General features: G+C 36.1%; 13 protein-coding genes. 3 read left to right on the forward strand and 10 right to left on the reverse strand.

The genetic code is table 11. The annotated features are described in order from the left end of the window. Positions 1–8: 8 nt before the first annotated feature. The 4 genes from ACIQX2_RS15490 to ACIQX2_RS15505 form a co-directional block, all read right to left on the reverse strand. Entirely contained in the window at positions 9–1523 is a 1515-nt protein-coding gene (locus ACIQX2_RS15490) for an ATP-binding cassette domain-containing protein (protein ID WP_402852313.1), read from the reverse strand. A 361-nt stretch (positions 1524–1884) separates the two neighbouring features. After that, positions 1885–2988 carry a sugar ABC transporter substrate-binding protein gene (locus ACIQX2_RS15495; RefSeq protein WP_402852316.1) on the reverse strand — a complete coding sequence of 368 codons (1104 nt, stop codon included), beginning with the start codon at positions 2986–2988 and terminating at the stop codon, positions 1885–1887. Positions 2989–3175: 187 nt separating this feature from the next. Beyond that, complete coding sequence (locus ACIQX2_RS15500; protein ID WP_402852319.1) at positions 3176–3538, reverse strand: helix-turn-helix domain-containing protein; 363 nt, start codon at positions 3536–3538, stop codon at positions 3176–3178. Between the two features lie 119 nt (positions 3539–3657). Next, positions 3658–4101: a MarR family winged helix-turn-helix transcriptional regulator gene (locus tag ACIQX2_RS15505; RefSeq protein ID WP_402852321.1), complete on the reverse strand. Its 444-nt coding sequence runs from the start codon at positions 4099–4101 to the stop codon at positions 3658–3660. A gap of 144 nt (positions 4102–4245) precedes the next feature. On the opposite strand from ACIQX2_RS15505, the gene ACIQX2_RS15510 reads away from it, so the two are divergent. After that, on the forward strand, positions 4246–4764 hold the full coding sequence (locus ACIQX2_RS15510) for a CarD family transcriptional regulator (protein ID WP_402852324.1): 519 nt from the start codon (positions 4246–4248) through the stop codon (positions 4762–4764). A 103-nt stretch (positions 4765–4867) separates the two neighbouring features. Here the strand turns inward: ACIQX2_RS15510 and ACIQX2_RS15515 are convergent, their stop codons facing one another. The 3 genes from ACIQX2_RS15515 to ACIQX2_RS15525 all read right to left on the reverse strand — a co-directional run bounded on the left by ACIQX2_RS15515 (position 4868) and on the right by ACIQX2_RS15525 (position 7949). Beyond that, positions 4868–5614 (reverse strand): SDR family NAD(P)-dependent oxidoreductase, encoded by a 747-nt coding sequence (locus tag ACIQX2_RS15515; RefSeq protein ID WP_402852755.1) that lies wholly within the window; start codon positions 5612–5614, stop codon positions 4868–4870. 318 nt (positions 5615–5932) lie between these two features. Continuing rightward, positions 5933–6502, reverse strand: coding sequence for an SF0329 family protein (locus tag ACIQX2_RS15520; RefSeq protein ID WP_402852327.1), 570 nt, complete (start codon positions 6500–6502; stop codon positions 5933–5935). A gap of 268 nt (positions 6503–6770) precedes the next feature. Then, positions 6771–7949, reverse strand: a complete 1179-nt coding sequence (locus ACIQX2_RS15525) for a M24 family metallopeptidase (protein WP_402852330.1) — start codon at positions 7947–7949, stop codon at positions 6771–6773. A 404-nt stretch (positions 7950–8353) separates the two neighbouring features. Between ACIQX2_RS15525 and uvsE the strand changes: the two genes are divergently transcribed. Continuing rightward, the gene (uvsE, locus tag ACIQX2_RS15530) at positions 8354–9307 is read left to right on the forward strand and encodes a UV DNA damage repair endonuclease UvsE (RefSeq protein WP_402852333.1); all 954 of its coding nucleotides are present in this window, start codon (positions 8354–8356) and stop codon (positions 9305–9307) included. Between the two features lie 280 nt (positions 9308–9587). Here the strand turns inward: uvsE and ACIQX2_RS15535 are convergent, their stop codons facing one another. Together ACIQX2_RS15535 and ACIQX2_RS15540 are read right to left on the reverse strand one after the other, a co-directional pair. Further along, positions 9588–11033 carry a VWA domain-containing protein gene (locus tag ACIQX2_RS15535; RefSeq protein WP_402852336.1) on the reverse strand — a complete coding sequence of 482 codons (1446 nt, stop codon included), beginning with the start codon at positions 11031–11033 and terminating at the stop codon, positions 9588–9590. 15 nt (positions 11034–11048) lie between these two features. Next, positions 11049–12224 (reverse strand): AAA family ATPase, encoded by a 1176-nt coding sequence (locus tag ACIQX2_RS15540; RefSeq protein ID WP_402852339.1) that lies wholly within the window; start codon positions 12222–12224, stop codon positions 11049–11051. A gap of 391 nt (positions 12225–12615) precedes the next feature. Between ACIQX2_RS15540 and ACIQX2_RS15545 the strand changes: the two genes are divergently transcribed. Further along, a complete protein-coding gene (locus tag ACIQX2_RS15545) occupies positions 12616–14031 on the forward strand; it encodes a PQQ-dependent sugar dehydrogenase (protein WP_402852341.1) in 1416 nt (471 codons plus the stop codon). Positions 14032–14243: 212 nt separating this feature from the next. On the opposite strand, the gene ACIQX2_RS15550 is transcribed toward ACIQX2_RS15545, so the two are convergent. Next, complete coding sequence (locus ACIQX2_RS15550) at positions 14244–14807, reverse strand: hypothetical protein (protein WP_402852344.1); 564 nt, start codon at positions 14805–14807, stop codon at positions 14244–14246. Positions 14808–15007 lie beyond the last annotated feature (200 nt).

The following is a 15007-nucleotide window of genomic DNA, read 5'->3' on the forward strand; positions in this document are numbered from 1 at the left end:
TCCCCCTTTTATTGCGTCGCAAGTTCCATTATCGTTTCTTGTGTCGCTTCTTCCATGGTTAGCTCTCCTTTAACCGAGCCCTCTGCCATGACATAAACTCGATCGCTCATCCCTAGCACTTCGCCTAGTTCAGAGGAAATCATAATAATACTCATTCCTTCATTGATTAATTCATTCATAATAGAATAAATCTCAAACTTTGCTCCTACGTCAATTCCTCTTGTTGGTTCATCCAATATCAAGATCTTAGGTCCAGTAAACAACCATTTGCCAAGTGATACTTTTTGCTGGTTTCCACCGCTGAGTTTGCCAACTATTTGTTCAAGTGAGCTTGCTTTTATATAGAGTGATTCTTTATATTCAGTTCCTATTTTCACTTCTTCGTTTAAATTTAGAATTCCTTTTGTGGATATTCCTTTGAGATGTGCTGCAGATACATTGCTCTTAATATCCTGTAATAAGAACAAGCCATCTCCTTTACGATCCTCCGTCACATAAGCAATACCGGCTTTAATGGCTTCACCTGTATGCTTTAATACCTTCTTTTCTCCAAACATCTGCATGCTGCCCTGAAGCTTATAGTTTTTAGGATTTCCAAATATACTAAGTGCAAGCTCTGTACGACCCGATCCCATAAGTCCTGCAATCCCAATAATCTCGCCTTTTTTTACCTCAAGCTGAACGTTTTTCACAACGTTTCGACCAAGCTGTGGATCATAAGCCGTCCAATCAGATAATGCAAGAATTGTTTCACCAATTTTCTTGTTGGGGCGTTTTGGATAAATATCTTCAATGTCACGACCTACCATATTTTTAATAATGACGTTTTCGGTTACTTCACTTGCATCTAACGTACAAATTGTCTGACCATCTCGCAAGACGGTTACTTTATCTGCAATTGAAATAACCTCCTTCAGCTTATGCGAAATCATAATGCAGCTAATACCTTGGTTTTTCAACTCTTTTAGAAGTACCAATAAATTCTCACTATCATCTTCATTGAGTGCTGCTGTAGGTTCGTCTAATATAAGCAAATTAACATCCTTACTTAAAGCTTTGGCAATTTCGACTAGCTGTTGTTTCCCTACACCTAATTCCTTGATTAATGTTTCTGGAGTCACTTTTAAGTTCACTTTTTTCAATAACTCCGTTGCTTGAACAATCGTATTATTCCAATCGACGAAAGGACCTTTTTTCAGTTCATTTCCTGCAAATATATTTTCATACACCGTCAAATCTGGAAAAAGAGCTAGTTCTTGATAAATAATACCGATGCCCACTTTAACACTTTCCGTAATTTCGTTGAACTGTTGAACATTCCCTTCAAATACGATATCTCCATCGTATGTGCCAAATGGATAAACCCCACTTAATACTTTCATCAGAGTCGATTTTCCAGCACCATTTTCCCCAACTAAACAATGAATCTCTCCTTTTTTCACTTTGAAATTCACGTTTGAGAGAGCCTTGACCCCTGGGAATTCTTTAGAAATATTATTCATCTCTAAAATATACTCACTCATATGATTGCCTCCCTCCTACTTAAACAAATAAAAATGGAGAAATAGTGATAGATGAATCTATCACTATCTTCCTTTTAATAAGTACTTTAAAATAATACTGTTGATTTTCGGTTCAGGTGGACGCTTTGCAGCGGGCGAGGCCGAGCCTCCTTAAAAAGTGCGAAAGTTGAAACCCCAAAAGAGTCGTATACAAAGGAACAAAGGCTAAGTGCACCACTTCATGTGGCAACGCCTTTGTGACCAACATCCTGTTGGCATCCGCTGGAGTCGCCACCTTCCACTTCAATCAATAAAGTGAGTAGTAACTATTCTTTGATTAGAATTGTGGCTATATTTTAAACACGATAAATATGCAATAACCTTACTCTAAACCTGTGAATTCGCTTGCTTCGTAATACTTAGAATCGATAAGCTCTGCTTTTACATTCTCTTTGTCCACTACGATAACATCCGTTTGTTTCGCTTTTACTTCAACCGATCCATTATCATAAGAGCCAGTTGTTTCTGGCGTTTTACCATCTAACACTTCTACTGCCATACCCATAGCATCTTTTACTAATGTACGAACATCTTTGAAAACAGTCATCGATTGTTGTTCATCAATAATGTATTGAATCGATGCTTTTTCTGCATCCTGGCCAGTTACGTAGTAATTCGTAATTGCGCTATCCGATGCAAATACATCTGCGATTGAACGAGCAGTTCCATCATTTGGAGCTAGAATGGAAACGTCTCCTTTTAGGTCGTCACTAGCAGCAGTTAAATGAGTTTGAGCTTTGTTTTTTGCATCATTTGCATCCCAGTTTGTTGTGATCTGGCCAATAATTTTACCAAGTTGATCACGTGAAAGATCTGCTGAATCCTTTAACGCCTCTGCCTCACTTGAGTTAGCAATTTTAAAGGTTCCATCCGCTATTTTCGGTTGAAGCACCTGCCATGCACCCTCAAAGAATAGGAACGCGTTGTTATCAGACGCTGCACCTGCATACAAGTAAAGTGGAACATCCGAGCCAGAAGCATTGTCTACTAAATACTGTGCTTGTGCAGCACCAACTGCTAAGCTATCAAAAGTTACATAGTAATCTACTGCATCCGTATCCGTGATTAAACGGTCATATGCGATAACTGTTACTCCTTCTTTTTTCGCTGCTTCCACCGCTGAGGCAGCAGCCGCTCCATCGTGAGGAGTGATGATTAATACTTTTATCCCTTTATTTAATAATGCTTCTACATTTTCTTTTTCCTTTGCTGAAGATCCTTGGCTGAACAGAATTTCCGTAGAATAATCCGAATCCGCTAAAGCATCTTTAAAACGTTGCTCATCTTGAACCCAACGTGGCTCATCCTTTGTAGGTAATACGATACCTACATCTACCGAATTGTCTCCGCTATTGTTACATCCTACAGCAACCAATGCGAAAACCATCAAAATAACTAAAAAAGTTAACCCCTTGAACTTCTTCATTCTGCTATCCCTCTCCCTTTTTAGAAAATTCATTACTCCTTAATTATAAATTCATAACACGTTTGTGAAAGCGCTATCATCTGTATTCTTTTATCATTACCTATACTTTTTTAACTTTTCTATTTGTTTTCAAAAAAAAGAAACCTTAAGCATCAAATGAATGCCACAGGCTTCTTATAAAATCTAGTTAACTATTTTTCCAATCCTCTTCCCATGATTCTTGGCTGTCACTACCGATATTTTTCTCTTTCTCTTGTACAAACTGTTCAAAGGATTTCATCAAGCGTTGAAGCAAAATATTTTCTTCCTCATAGGTGTCTATTTGCTTCACATCCACCGATGACACATTAGGTGGAACTCCAGTAAGTTTGTGAACACTAACATCTAAGGCTCGTGCAATAGGTTGATTGTATCGTTCATCCGGGATATATTCTTTGCGTTCCCAATTCGAAATAGTACTGACAGTAACCTTAAGCTCTAGGGCTAATTCCTCCTGCGACATGTTCTGCGCTTTTCGTGCTGAACGTAATACATCTCCTTTGATTTGCATGTATATTCTCCTTTCTAAACATCAGAAATTCAAAACCTACTAATATTTACCCCAATCCTTAAATAATATGTAAATTTTCAGATAATTACTAGAATGTACCTATATAAGAGAATAGTTATTTAGACGGACGAAATACCCCAATCTAATTTTAAAATTTCTTTAAATGTTTCGAGCTTTTCCCTACCTATTTGCTCAGCAATCTTCTTCTCTAAACCAGCCTTGAGAGTTTCATATTTTTCATAGCATTCGTTGCCCAATGCAGTTAACTGGATGCATTTTTCTTTTTTATTGTTCTTTACTGAGCTAATTTCTACTAATCCTTTTGCTTCTAAGCTTTTTATAAATTTATGTGTTGCCTGGCGTGAAATATTTACTTGTTTATTAATATAGGAAATGGTTGGATTCTTTTTATATATTCTCGCGATAATAAACCATTCTGAATTGGATAAATAGATATCATTGCTACTATTCCATAATTCTTCTGTTATTTTTCGAATCATAATATGCCTTTCACTAATTAAATCGATTAAGTCTAAATTATTTACAACGTATTCGTAACTCAAGCATTTTCCCCCGTTCACTTTTTCTCTGTTACTAAATATACAATCACTATCACTCATCGTCAACTAAGTTGACTAATTCGAAAATTAAGCTTACAATTAATTTAGTTAACTAAGTTGACAATATTCTTTAGAGGAGTATGTAATATGTTTAAAGTTGGAGAAATGATTATTTATTCTACACACGGTATTTGCCAAATAGATGATATTTGTGAAAAAACGTATAACGGAATTACTAAGAAATATTATGTTTTACATCCATTAGATAACTTGAAATTGTCGATTAGTACTCCCATAGATAATAAGGCAGTAAACATGCTTGAGCTTCTAGATCGAAACGAGGCGAAAATACTATTAAATTCCTTCCATTCTCCAGGTATTGAGTGGATTGTAAATAACAAAGAACGCACAAAAATCTACTCTGATATTATAAATAGCGGCAATAGAAAAGAGCTTTCGAAAGTCGTGAATACATTATTACGAAAAAAATTTGAATTAGAACTAGATAATAAGAAATTACTTGACCAAGATTTGAAGCTATTGATATCTGTTCAAAACATTCTGTATAGAGAACTGGCAAACGCTTTGAATACTTCATTTGAATCAATAATGGAAGAAATTTTAAACAGTGTACACTCAACGGTTGAAGCTTCTGCAACTGTTTAAATAGACAACTATCCTCCGATCATGAGGCTTATCATTCCATTAGCAAACAAAAAAGACGACCTCTCTTCAAGTTCTTCCTTGAAGAGAGGTCGTCTGTTATTTTTTATAGGTCTGAAATCATACCACCATCAACAACGAATTGAGATCCTGTTGAATAGCTTGAATCCTCAGAAGCTAAATAAACTACTAGGTTTGAAACTTCTTCTACTTCTGCACGACGGCGAAGTGGAATATCTTGCTCCAGTTGTTTCAGATATTCTTCTACGTCCGGTTGGGCAGCCATTGGAGTTTTAATAATACCTGGGTGAACAGAGTTTACACGGATATTGAATTGTCCAAGCTCTGCTGCAGCACCTTTAGTCATTCCAGTAACAGCATGTTTAGAAGCACTGTATGCGATCGCAGTTGGTGCACTAACTAAACCGTCGACTGAAGAAATGTTGACGATAGAACCAACGCCAGCTTTTTTCATCGAAGGAACAACGGTTTTCATCCCTAAGAATACACCCAGCTCGTCTACTTCAAAAGTTAAACGGAAATCTGCTTCTGTTAATTCTTCTAACGGTTTGAATATACCAACACCTGCATTATTTACTAATACGTTAACAGGAGCCCCAAAAGCTTCTTCCGTTTTAGCGACAACTTCAGCCCAGTTATCTGCTTTTGTTACATCTAATTTTAAAGCAATTGCACCTTCACCAATTTCATCTGCTAATGCTTGAGCTGCTTCTAGGTTAATATCAGAAATGGTAACTTTTGCGCCTTCTTCTACAAATTTACGTGCGTGCATAGCACCCATACCTTGAGCTGCACCAGTAATAATAGCGATTTTATTTTGAAGTTTCATAATCTAATCCTCTCCCTTATATGTTTTATAATTATCTCGAAATTGAGATATCTATAGTTTTAATATACTCCCTTTTTTGGATAAAACAAATTTAATGCTCATAAGTTTTGAACAATTAACTTTTATTCTTCACGAACTCTTAAGATATATACCTATAAGCTTTTAAGAATTACTCGCTATAAAGAGAATGTATTAAATTATTTTGGGAGGTTACTTATGGATTAAAGGTAGTATCTGGTCTTTTACCCTATGTCACAGTCTATCAAGTAGGGAGTAGATTTTTTTGCAATAAGTGATATTCAGTTGATGAGTTATTAATTATCATAACGTACTTAGCCGTAGTTCATAAAAATACTGCACAATTGGATGCTTTAACTTCATCTTCACGCTCATGTTTAAAATTCGTTTCTTTCCAACCCGTCTGTCCACCAAAGCTAGAATATTCAATAGAATATCGTTGCTCTCTAGACTTTCCTCTATAGGAGTGGATAAAAAATTATTAGCTACAGCGATAAAATTTGATTTACTTAATGATGACTGTGCTGACATAATCTCTTTTGCATATTGTGATAATTTTCTACCCCTTGCAATCACTTGAAGACGATCCTCAGGAACTATCCCCTTATTTTCTTTTCTTACCGCTTCAATTTCTTCATCGTTAATAGGAATTTGAATACTTGAGTCATTCTTAATTTCCTGTTCCGACTCATACCATTTGATTAAAGTAGTAGTATCACTCATATTGAGTACATTCTTTTTATCTACTGCAATATAACAAGTTCCAGCTTTACCAGGTAAATAACGGTAGCTTGTAGCACGGTATTCAACACTTCCATCTAATGCGGGACAGAGAAAACTCTCCAAATTTTGCTTCAATTTGCTCCAGGCCATGTAATTCTCCTTTATTCTTATATTATAAATATTTACTGGGACAGCCGTTCCATTATCCATAATACAATAAGCAACACATCTATCATACATACAAGGATTAAGCTGACTTGAACTACTAATGTATTGATAAATAGTGAATGATTAAAACCGTAAATAAGAGGTGACCCATCAGGGTCACCTCTTATCAGTTTGGTGTGGTAAACATCACCACAATTTGAAACGCTAACGTGATATATATTTTTCAACAAACCTCATGCCAAACTTAACATCAAAGCTTCAAATACTTCTGTATAAACTTCCCTTTTAGTTTTGACAATCCGTTCGATTTGGTGATCGTCATATCTACCAAATCAGTAGGGAATGTTGTAAGTTCTTCATAGCCATCCCTAGTTACACGGATGGTATCGGAGTGTCGATATCCCCCTACCCCCTCAATGTAAATCCCTGGCTCAATCGTAATCACCATATTTTCCTCTAATATTTCTTTGCTACCTTCCGCAATATACGGACCTTCGTGATTTCGCAAGCCGACTCCATGCCCGGTACGATGTAATAAACGATTAAGTAGCCCGTGTTGATCAAAATAAGCTCGTGCCTCAGCATCAATATCTGCTGCCCTTACACCCGGTCGCACCATACTCAACGCCCGATTTCGAGCGTTTTGCATATGTTGGAACATTTCTACATCGTCATTGGTAGGTTGTCCAAGAAAAAAAGTCCGTTCACACTCTGCTGAATATCCGTTAATTCGATAATAGGCCATCGCGACGTTCGGTCCATCCCCAAATCGGTCTCCTAACTCAGGAATACTATGTGGCATCGCACTTGTCGGTGCATTCCAAACTGCTGTGAGCAATGAAGTTGTGATTGGGTCAAATTGCTTTGTTTTTATAAGGTTGGTTTGTACTTTTTTTGACAAGGTAAATGGTTCTAACACACTAGCACCGCGATAAATCGTATTAAAAATATCCTCCATTGCTTCATCGCACACTTTTGCACTCATGCAAATTTTTTCAAGTTCATAGACGCTTTTCACTTTCCGTTGTGCTTCGACTAATTGCGCTAAAACTAGTTCCTTTGCTTGCATGAGATGATATACGTCTGCACGTACATTACTCTCGATCCCTACTCGTGAATAACCTTGGATCAACTGGTTTAGTTGATCATACCAATTGCTGCCCTCTGAAGATGGAAACTCCCAATAAGAAACAATATCATAATTGATAATACTTTTATGTACGTGGGATTCTTCAAGCTTTGGTACAAGTAATGTAGGTGTTTGTTCGGGGGCAACGATGATGAAAAAGGGGCGTTCCTCTGGTTTGTAAGTAATGTTTGTGTAATACCAAATGTCTTCTTCGGCAGTAATAATATAAGCATCGTAATTGTTTGTTATTAACCTCTTTTGCAATTGCTTCATCCGGTTGGTTAGTTCTTGCTTGAGCAAAACTATCACCTCAACATTTTTTTAAAACTTTCATAGTATTCCTATTGTATGTAGCAATTTAGTGAAAAATTCTTTTAGCTAAATGAATGCAGTTTCTTAAGTATTGTTTTATTAATTATCTATCATTTAACAATATTTGCAATACTTTTTTAGCTCCATGTGGATGAAGATGTAATAAAAGAGTTATACATCACAAAGAAAAAAAGAACTTCATTAATATACGTTTAAATCTACCGTCTAAATCTATACAAGTAATTCATTTTCTTATTATGTGTATACATTAATGGATTTTGCAGAAAATAAGATAGAATGTACGGCTTCTGCCCTCATGTTTAAAATGCTCTTATAATCAATCTATAAGAATAGATTTCAAAGTCAAAGTATTATATAAAGGGGAAAAGTAGATGAAGATTCGGTTCGGCTATGTAGCAACTGCACTAGGCTTATGGGATGCAAGTCCATCAAAAACTATTACTTTTACACGGTACTCAAAACTTCCTAAAAACGAGAGAATAGAAAAGTTGAAATCTATAACAGCTCAAAATTTACAGCACACAAAAAGAATTTTGTATTACAATATAGCGCATGAGATAAAATTATACCGGTTCTCAAGCTCACTTGTCCCTTTAGCAACCCATCCGGAAGTGTTATGGGATTTCTTAACTCCATTCAAAAACGAATGGGAAGAATTAGGGAATATTATCCGACATTTTAAGCTTAGAGTAAGCTTTCACCCAAATCAATTTACACTTTTCACAAGCCCTAGAGAAGAAGTAACAATAAATGCAGTAAAAGATATGGAATATCATTTTAGAATGCTCCAAGCAATGAATGCTCTCGATTCGGGATTAATTAATATTCATATTGGCGGAGCCTATGGGGATAAAAGTAATTCCATAAACCGTTTCCATCACAATCTGAAAAAATTACCAAAGGAAATTAAGAAGCATATGACGCTAGAAAATGATGATAAAACGTATGATGTTAAGGAAACGCTTATTATTTGTGAAAAGGAAAACATTCCAATGGTCCTCGATTATCATCACTATATGGCAAATACTGGGGAGAGTGATCTCCATCCTTATCTACACCGTATATATAACACTTGGAATAACGTTTATAATGTACCGAAAGTCCACATCTCTTCCCCAAAATCTGAGCAAGCGTATCGTTCACACGCTGACTTTGTTTCTTTAGACTTTGTCCTCCCCTTCTTAAAGATGGCAAAGGAGCTTGATCAAGACTTTGACATAATGATAGAAGCAAAACAAAAGAACCTTGCTATGCATAAACTTATAGAGGAAATAGCTGCAATTCGGGGGGTCAAACGAATTTCCGGTTCAGCTGTGGAATGGTAACAGTGGAGAACAAATAAATAAAAAGCTATTTCAATCAATAGATGGAAGGAAATAAAGGAAAGAAGTTAAAATTTTTGAGGCTCTTCTGTCTCCTTAAAGTAAATGAACAGAAGGGCCAAATTAGAAAACATTCATATATGTGGAGTGATTAGTTTGATATATCATCCATTCGCTAATGTAAGTACAAGCTCTAATTTCGCTACGATAAACAATATGAGGTACTTTAAAAATAGTAATGGCGGCACAAAGAACACTTATGAGAGATCATTAAATGTTTCATTTATATTTCAAAGGCAGTAAAACTACCCTCATCATCAAGATCTTTAATCCTAATAACTTTATCGGCAAACTGTTCAACCGCATCTATGCTGTTTCTTCCTATTACAAGGGATAGCACCTTAAAACTCTTTTCCTTTTTCTTTCTATTAAACTCTTCAAGAAATGACGCCGATAATCTATCTTCTCCATCTGTTACAAACACAATATCCGCTTGTTTAAAACGGCTTTCGTTTATTACATTTACTGCTCCTTCAAGAGGAAGTGAAAAATTCGTACCTCCACCTAAGAAAGTTTGGGCTAAATGGATTATATCTGAAGTTTTTATTTTTCCTTTTTCAAATGTTAAAATTTGCGTCGAGGAAGAGAACAAAATTAAACAAAAATCCCTTCCTTGTTTTCTTGCAATGGACATAAGAGCTAGCGAAAAACCTTTGGATTGGGTCTCTAGTATTTGCATACTTCCCGATTGATCCAGACAAAGTATGATTGGTCCCTTCCCTAATATCTTTCGACCTTTTTGCTCATATTGCATCGTCTGCCCTTCTACAAGGCGCCGAAGAAAGTCGTTCTTTGTTATTAGGTGTGTATATAGGCTTAATTCTATTGGCAGTAATCTCTCTACATCGTTGCCTAACGTAATCCCACTTCTTTCTATTGAATCACTTTTCTTACGCTTTTGCTTATTTCCTGCTATCTGTTTCAATCTTCCAGCCCAATCCGCAATTTCTTTCATCTTATTATTAGCTGCAATTTTTTCAGCTAATAAAATTTGATCACGCAAAGGAATCTTTTTCAGTTCTGCATCCCCACTCCCCGCACTGTAGCCTCCAAGCAATGACTTTAGACTATCTTTTACTTGTTCTGTTTCTTCCATGGCATGAGTTAATAATTCGGAAAAGCTGTCACTGTTATTTTGAAGCATCCATTGCAATTTCTCGTTAAACTTAGTTATCGCTTCTGTAAAAATTTCCTCTGACTCCAGAATTCCATTTTCTGTATTTACTTCCCGTTCTTGCATTTGAGATTTCCTTTTGAACGTGTGAAGTTCTTGCATCTGTTTCTGAAATTTTTCATCTTCCTTTTTTTGGTCAGCTAGCCACTGATTCACCCTATCTCCGAATTTCACAGTAGCAATAGCTGACGAAAAATCATCTAATCTGGTGAAGTTCCGGTATTCACCGAAGTATTTATCCTTCATAATTCTTTCCATGAGTGATTTATTGACCATCAGAATGTTATCTACATCTCTTTCCGTAATTTCAGGTTTCATCTTATATAAGGAAGCCCAAATGTCAGCTAGTAATGGTTCGAACATTGGTAACTCACCTTCAGCTCTGATTTTTTGAAGACCGAGTGACATCTCAAAAACTTCTTTGAAACGTCTTTTATCGAATGAGTCCGTGTTCAATACGGAAAGGTTGTCGATGTAACTTTTAGGATACTTCACAGAGGACACCTCTTTTCACATTTTAAAAAAGATACTCGAAGACCAACTTTGTTCATTTAGGTTATCCAAATGACAAGGTTCTAAAATCCTATCTAAAATCTCCTGTTGCATCGAGGTTACTTTATTTAGTAAAACATCGATATCAGCCTGCCGACTTTGATTGTGAATTTTAAGCTTATTTAACTCAGCCATTAGGGCCTTCATTTTTTGAGTTGCTTCCATTCCAGCCTCTGGTGACTGATCGTGGAGAGTGGAATAGAAAATTTCATTTGCTTCATTTTTTAGGGAATATAGGGTTTGCGTAATGACGTCATGTGCATGGTTCCGAATAATGTAGGATACGATATCTTTTTGGTCTACCTTTTCCCAAAGGACATTTTCAAGAATCATCATATCATCCATCTGGACGACTTGCCTTTGACTAATCACTGCTTTAGCTTGCAGAACGCTCAATGACTGCTTGAACCTCCTATCTGATGGACGAATTCCTTCATCCCTCAAACCCACACGAATCTTCGATAGGGCTTTATATACCTCATCCGGAATGATTACGTTATCGGTCAAAAACTGGAGATGCACTAATTCTTCCAATGTCATGAAAGGCATTTGCATAGTTTGTCCAGCAGCTTTTAACATCGAGACAAAATTCGTTTCATCTGCAATAGGGTTAATCTCATATCGCAAAAGGAAACGGTCAAATAATGCATCAAGCCCTTCTTCTTCGTCTGGGTATTCATTCGAAGCACTTATTACAGACATCAAGGGAACTTGAACTGGTGTCCCGTAATTATAGAATAGTCTTTCGTTAATAAGTGTCAGCATGCTATTCAAAATAGCAGAATTTGCTTTAAAGATTTCATCCAAGAAAACTAAATTTGCTTCTGGCATCTTATTTGTAGTAATCCTTTGGTATACACCCTGCTCCAAACCTTTTAACGATAATGGACCAAATACTTCCTCGGGTGTACTGAACTTTGTCAGCAACCATTGAAAATATGTGCACCCCTCTATAATTGTGGATAATTCACTAGACAATGCCGATTTAGCAGTTCCTGCAGGACCGATCATGAGCATAGATTGTCTTGAAAGTAATGCAACTAGAATTCCCTCAACCTCTTTCTCTCGTTCCAAAAACTTTGAATTGAGCGCCTGTCTGATTTGAACTAACTTATTGTAATCAGTGACTATCATGTTTTATTACTCCTTGTTTTGTAATATATACGGAAAATGTAGTGTCTCCATCCCATTTCTTGCGGAAAATATATTCTAGAAATAGTTTTAATTACAGTTTGATTCAAAATTAGCCATTTACTCTTTCCTTTATGATATTAACCAAAAGATACTTTTTTCAGCTTTCATAACAGTAAAAATTGAGCAAATTTAATGAGATGTACTGATATTTCATTTAGTATACCGTGAAAAAAAACCAACTGGAACAGTTCATGATGCTAGGAACATAGTAAAGCTAGGTACGACTGGACTTATCTTTGCTCCATAACCTCCTTGGATTCTAATTAGGTACTATTAGAACAGTTCTAATCATATTCTTAAAAGGATAAAAGGAAGAGGAGTGTAAAGTTAGTTGGAAAAAGTTAAGGTTAGTTTACGTCCTATTTTAAATAAGGTAAATTTACCTACTGTTTTGAAAACAACTATACTTCCAGGTGACTCGATGGAAAGATTATTTGTTGCAACCCAGGTAGGCGAGATCTTTTACATAAGAGATGGTGCTATAAGAACCTTTTTAGATATTCGCTCACGAATTATTAAACTAGGTGGATCTAGTGGTGGATATGATGAACGTGGATTGTTAGGTCTAGCGTTTCATCCCGATTTTTATTTTAACGGTCTGTTTTACCTTCATTATTCAGTAGCCGAATCACAAGGTCCAGGTGCACTTCCTGAAACTTTTGAGCCTAACCCATGTGATCCTAGAACCTTAAACCTAAAGTGGTTGAACAGAGAAACTCAATATGACCATATTGATACAGTTGAAGAATGGATTTTACAACCCAATGGTCAACCTCAAAAACGACGGACATTACTTAACTTAAGAAGACCATTTTTAAACCACAATGGTGTCAATAGCTTAAACTTCTCACCTGAAACAAGAAAACTTATTTTAACTACAGGAGATGGTGGATCTGGCTATGATCCATTTAACTTAAGTCAAAACGATATGGAGATAGCTGGAAAAATAATTGAAATCGATGTAGTTAACTATACATTTGTATATAATCCACCCGTAGTTACACGATTCGATGAGCTTCCATTGCCAATTCAGGAAACACTTTCGGTAATGGCTAAAGGAGTTAGAAATATACCGGGCATTTCATTTCAAAGATTTTATAATCAGTATGTTAAATATGTGGGAAATGTCGGACAAGATTTGGTAGAGTCGATATTTTCATTCGCTCAATATAAAACAATACCTGTTACTCAGCTTACCCAAAATTCTTTAATGACATCTGAACCTGACCAAGACGGTTTTATTAACTTTGGCTGGCGAGGGTGGGAAGGTGCTTTTCCTACTTCTATTATTAGGGCTTGCTCTGCTGATCCGACTTTGGATGAGAAGACAATCGCTTATTACAATGAAGCAGTACAAAATTCAATGAAGCGTCTTCAGCCTTTAACTAGTTATTTTCATAAAGATCCACGACCCGATAAGTTTGAGGGAACTGCACTTACAGGAGTGCAAGCATATATGGGGAATGGAATTCCCGATTTAACAGGATGCGTTGTGTTTACTGATCTTGACAAGGACGAAGAATCTCCACCTCCTGGAAGAGGTGTTTTAGCTTATACTAGGGTAAGATCAGATGGCAAACCAAATGATTTTAGTGTTATTGAAACCGATTATAATTTTGGATCCGGATCAGCTTATTATGTAAGTTTAGGAACGAATATGGATCAAACCAGACTTTACTTAGGGGTCTATGGCTCAACGAAAGTGACCGACTTTAACCAGGGTACAGTTTTTGAAATTGTTCCATGATTTATAACTATATAATTCTATAGATTAAATGAAACGAACAGAAACAAACAAGGGAGTAATTAGGCTCCCTTGTTTGTTTGTTTTTTTGACATTTAAAAGTCAAACACCTTGATTTCATGACCGGAAAACAGAATAAGATTTTTATTACCGCCTTCGCAATATTCAAGCCGCCACGTACAAAAATCAATTCAAATACTCATATTGGAGAGTTACTAAGTTATAAAGGTCTTCAATTTTTGAAAGAAGAATAAAGCCACCTCAACCCATAGCCAGTTATAAAGGAAAGAAAATATAAAAATACCTCCTACTGTAAGGAATGAAAGGGAATCGGATACGGTTGGACCCAGTACTGGAAAGTGGAAAACATATAGTAGACTCATAATACCTATCGTTAAGAGAATGGCACCAATAAAAATAATGCTAAATCTCTTCTTGAAAAAGGAAAAAGCTGCTCCTATACCAATCCCTAAGAACCCTGTTGTAAATGAAAATATGACTAGTTCACTTGGATACAAAATGAATAGTAACAGGGTTGTAAGAAAATAAGACATCATTCCCATCTGAAGGGAAAACATAGCACCAATCAAAATCGGTAAAGTGGCAAATGGACTTACAAAATATCCGATCCCTGGTAAAAGTCCACCAGCTGCCTGAAATACGGCAGCGATACAGGCAAGTAAAGATCCTAAAGTAAGCCTCTTCGCTTTAGAATTTTTACGAAATTCTACTTGAGCAACTCGAATATCATCGGAAATCATTTTTAAAAAATATATCATTCCACCTCATTCAAAAGCCTTTAGAGAGAACCTCTTATAAAATAGTATTCCTAACATTATTACCATATACTACTCCAGCTGAGCTTCACTAATGTAATTGTTTATTGACTTAAATAGACAGAAGGGAATATAGAACCCAAAAAGAAGGGAAATGAATATTATTCATTCCCCTACCTCTTTTTAATTCAGTTCAAAGCCAT

This window comes from Psychrobacillus sp. NPDC096623, assembly GCF_044762655.1.
Taxonomy (GTDB): domain Bacteria; phylum Bacillota; class Bacilli; order Bacillales_A; family Planococcaceae; genus Psychrobacillus.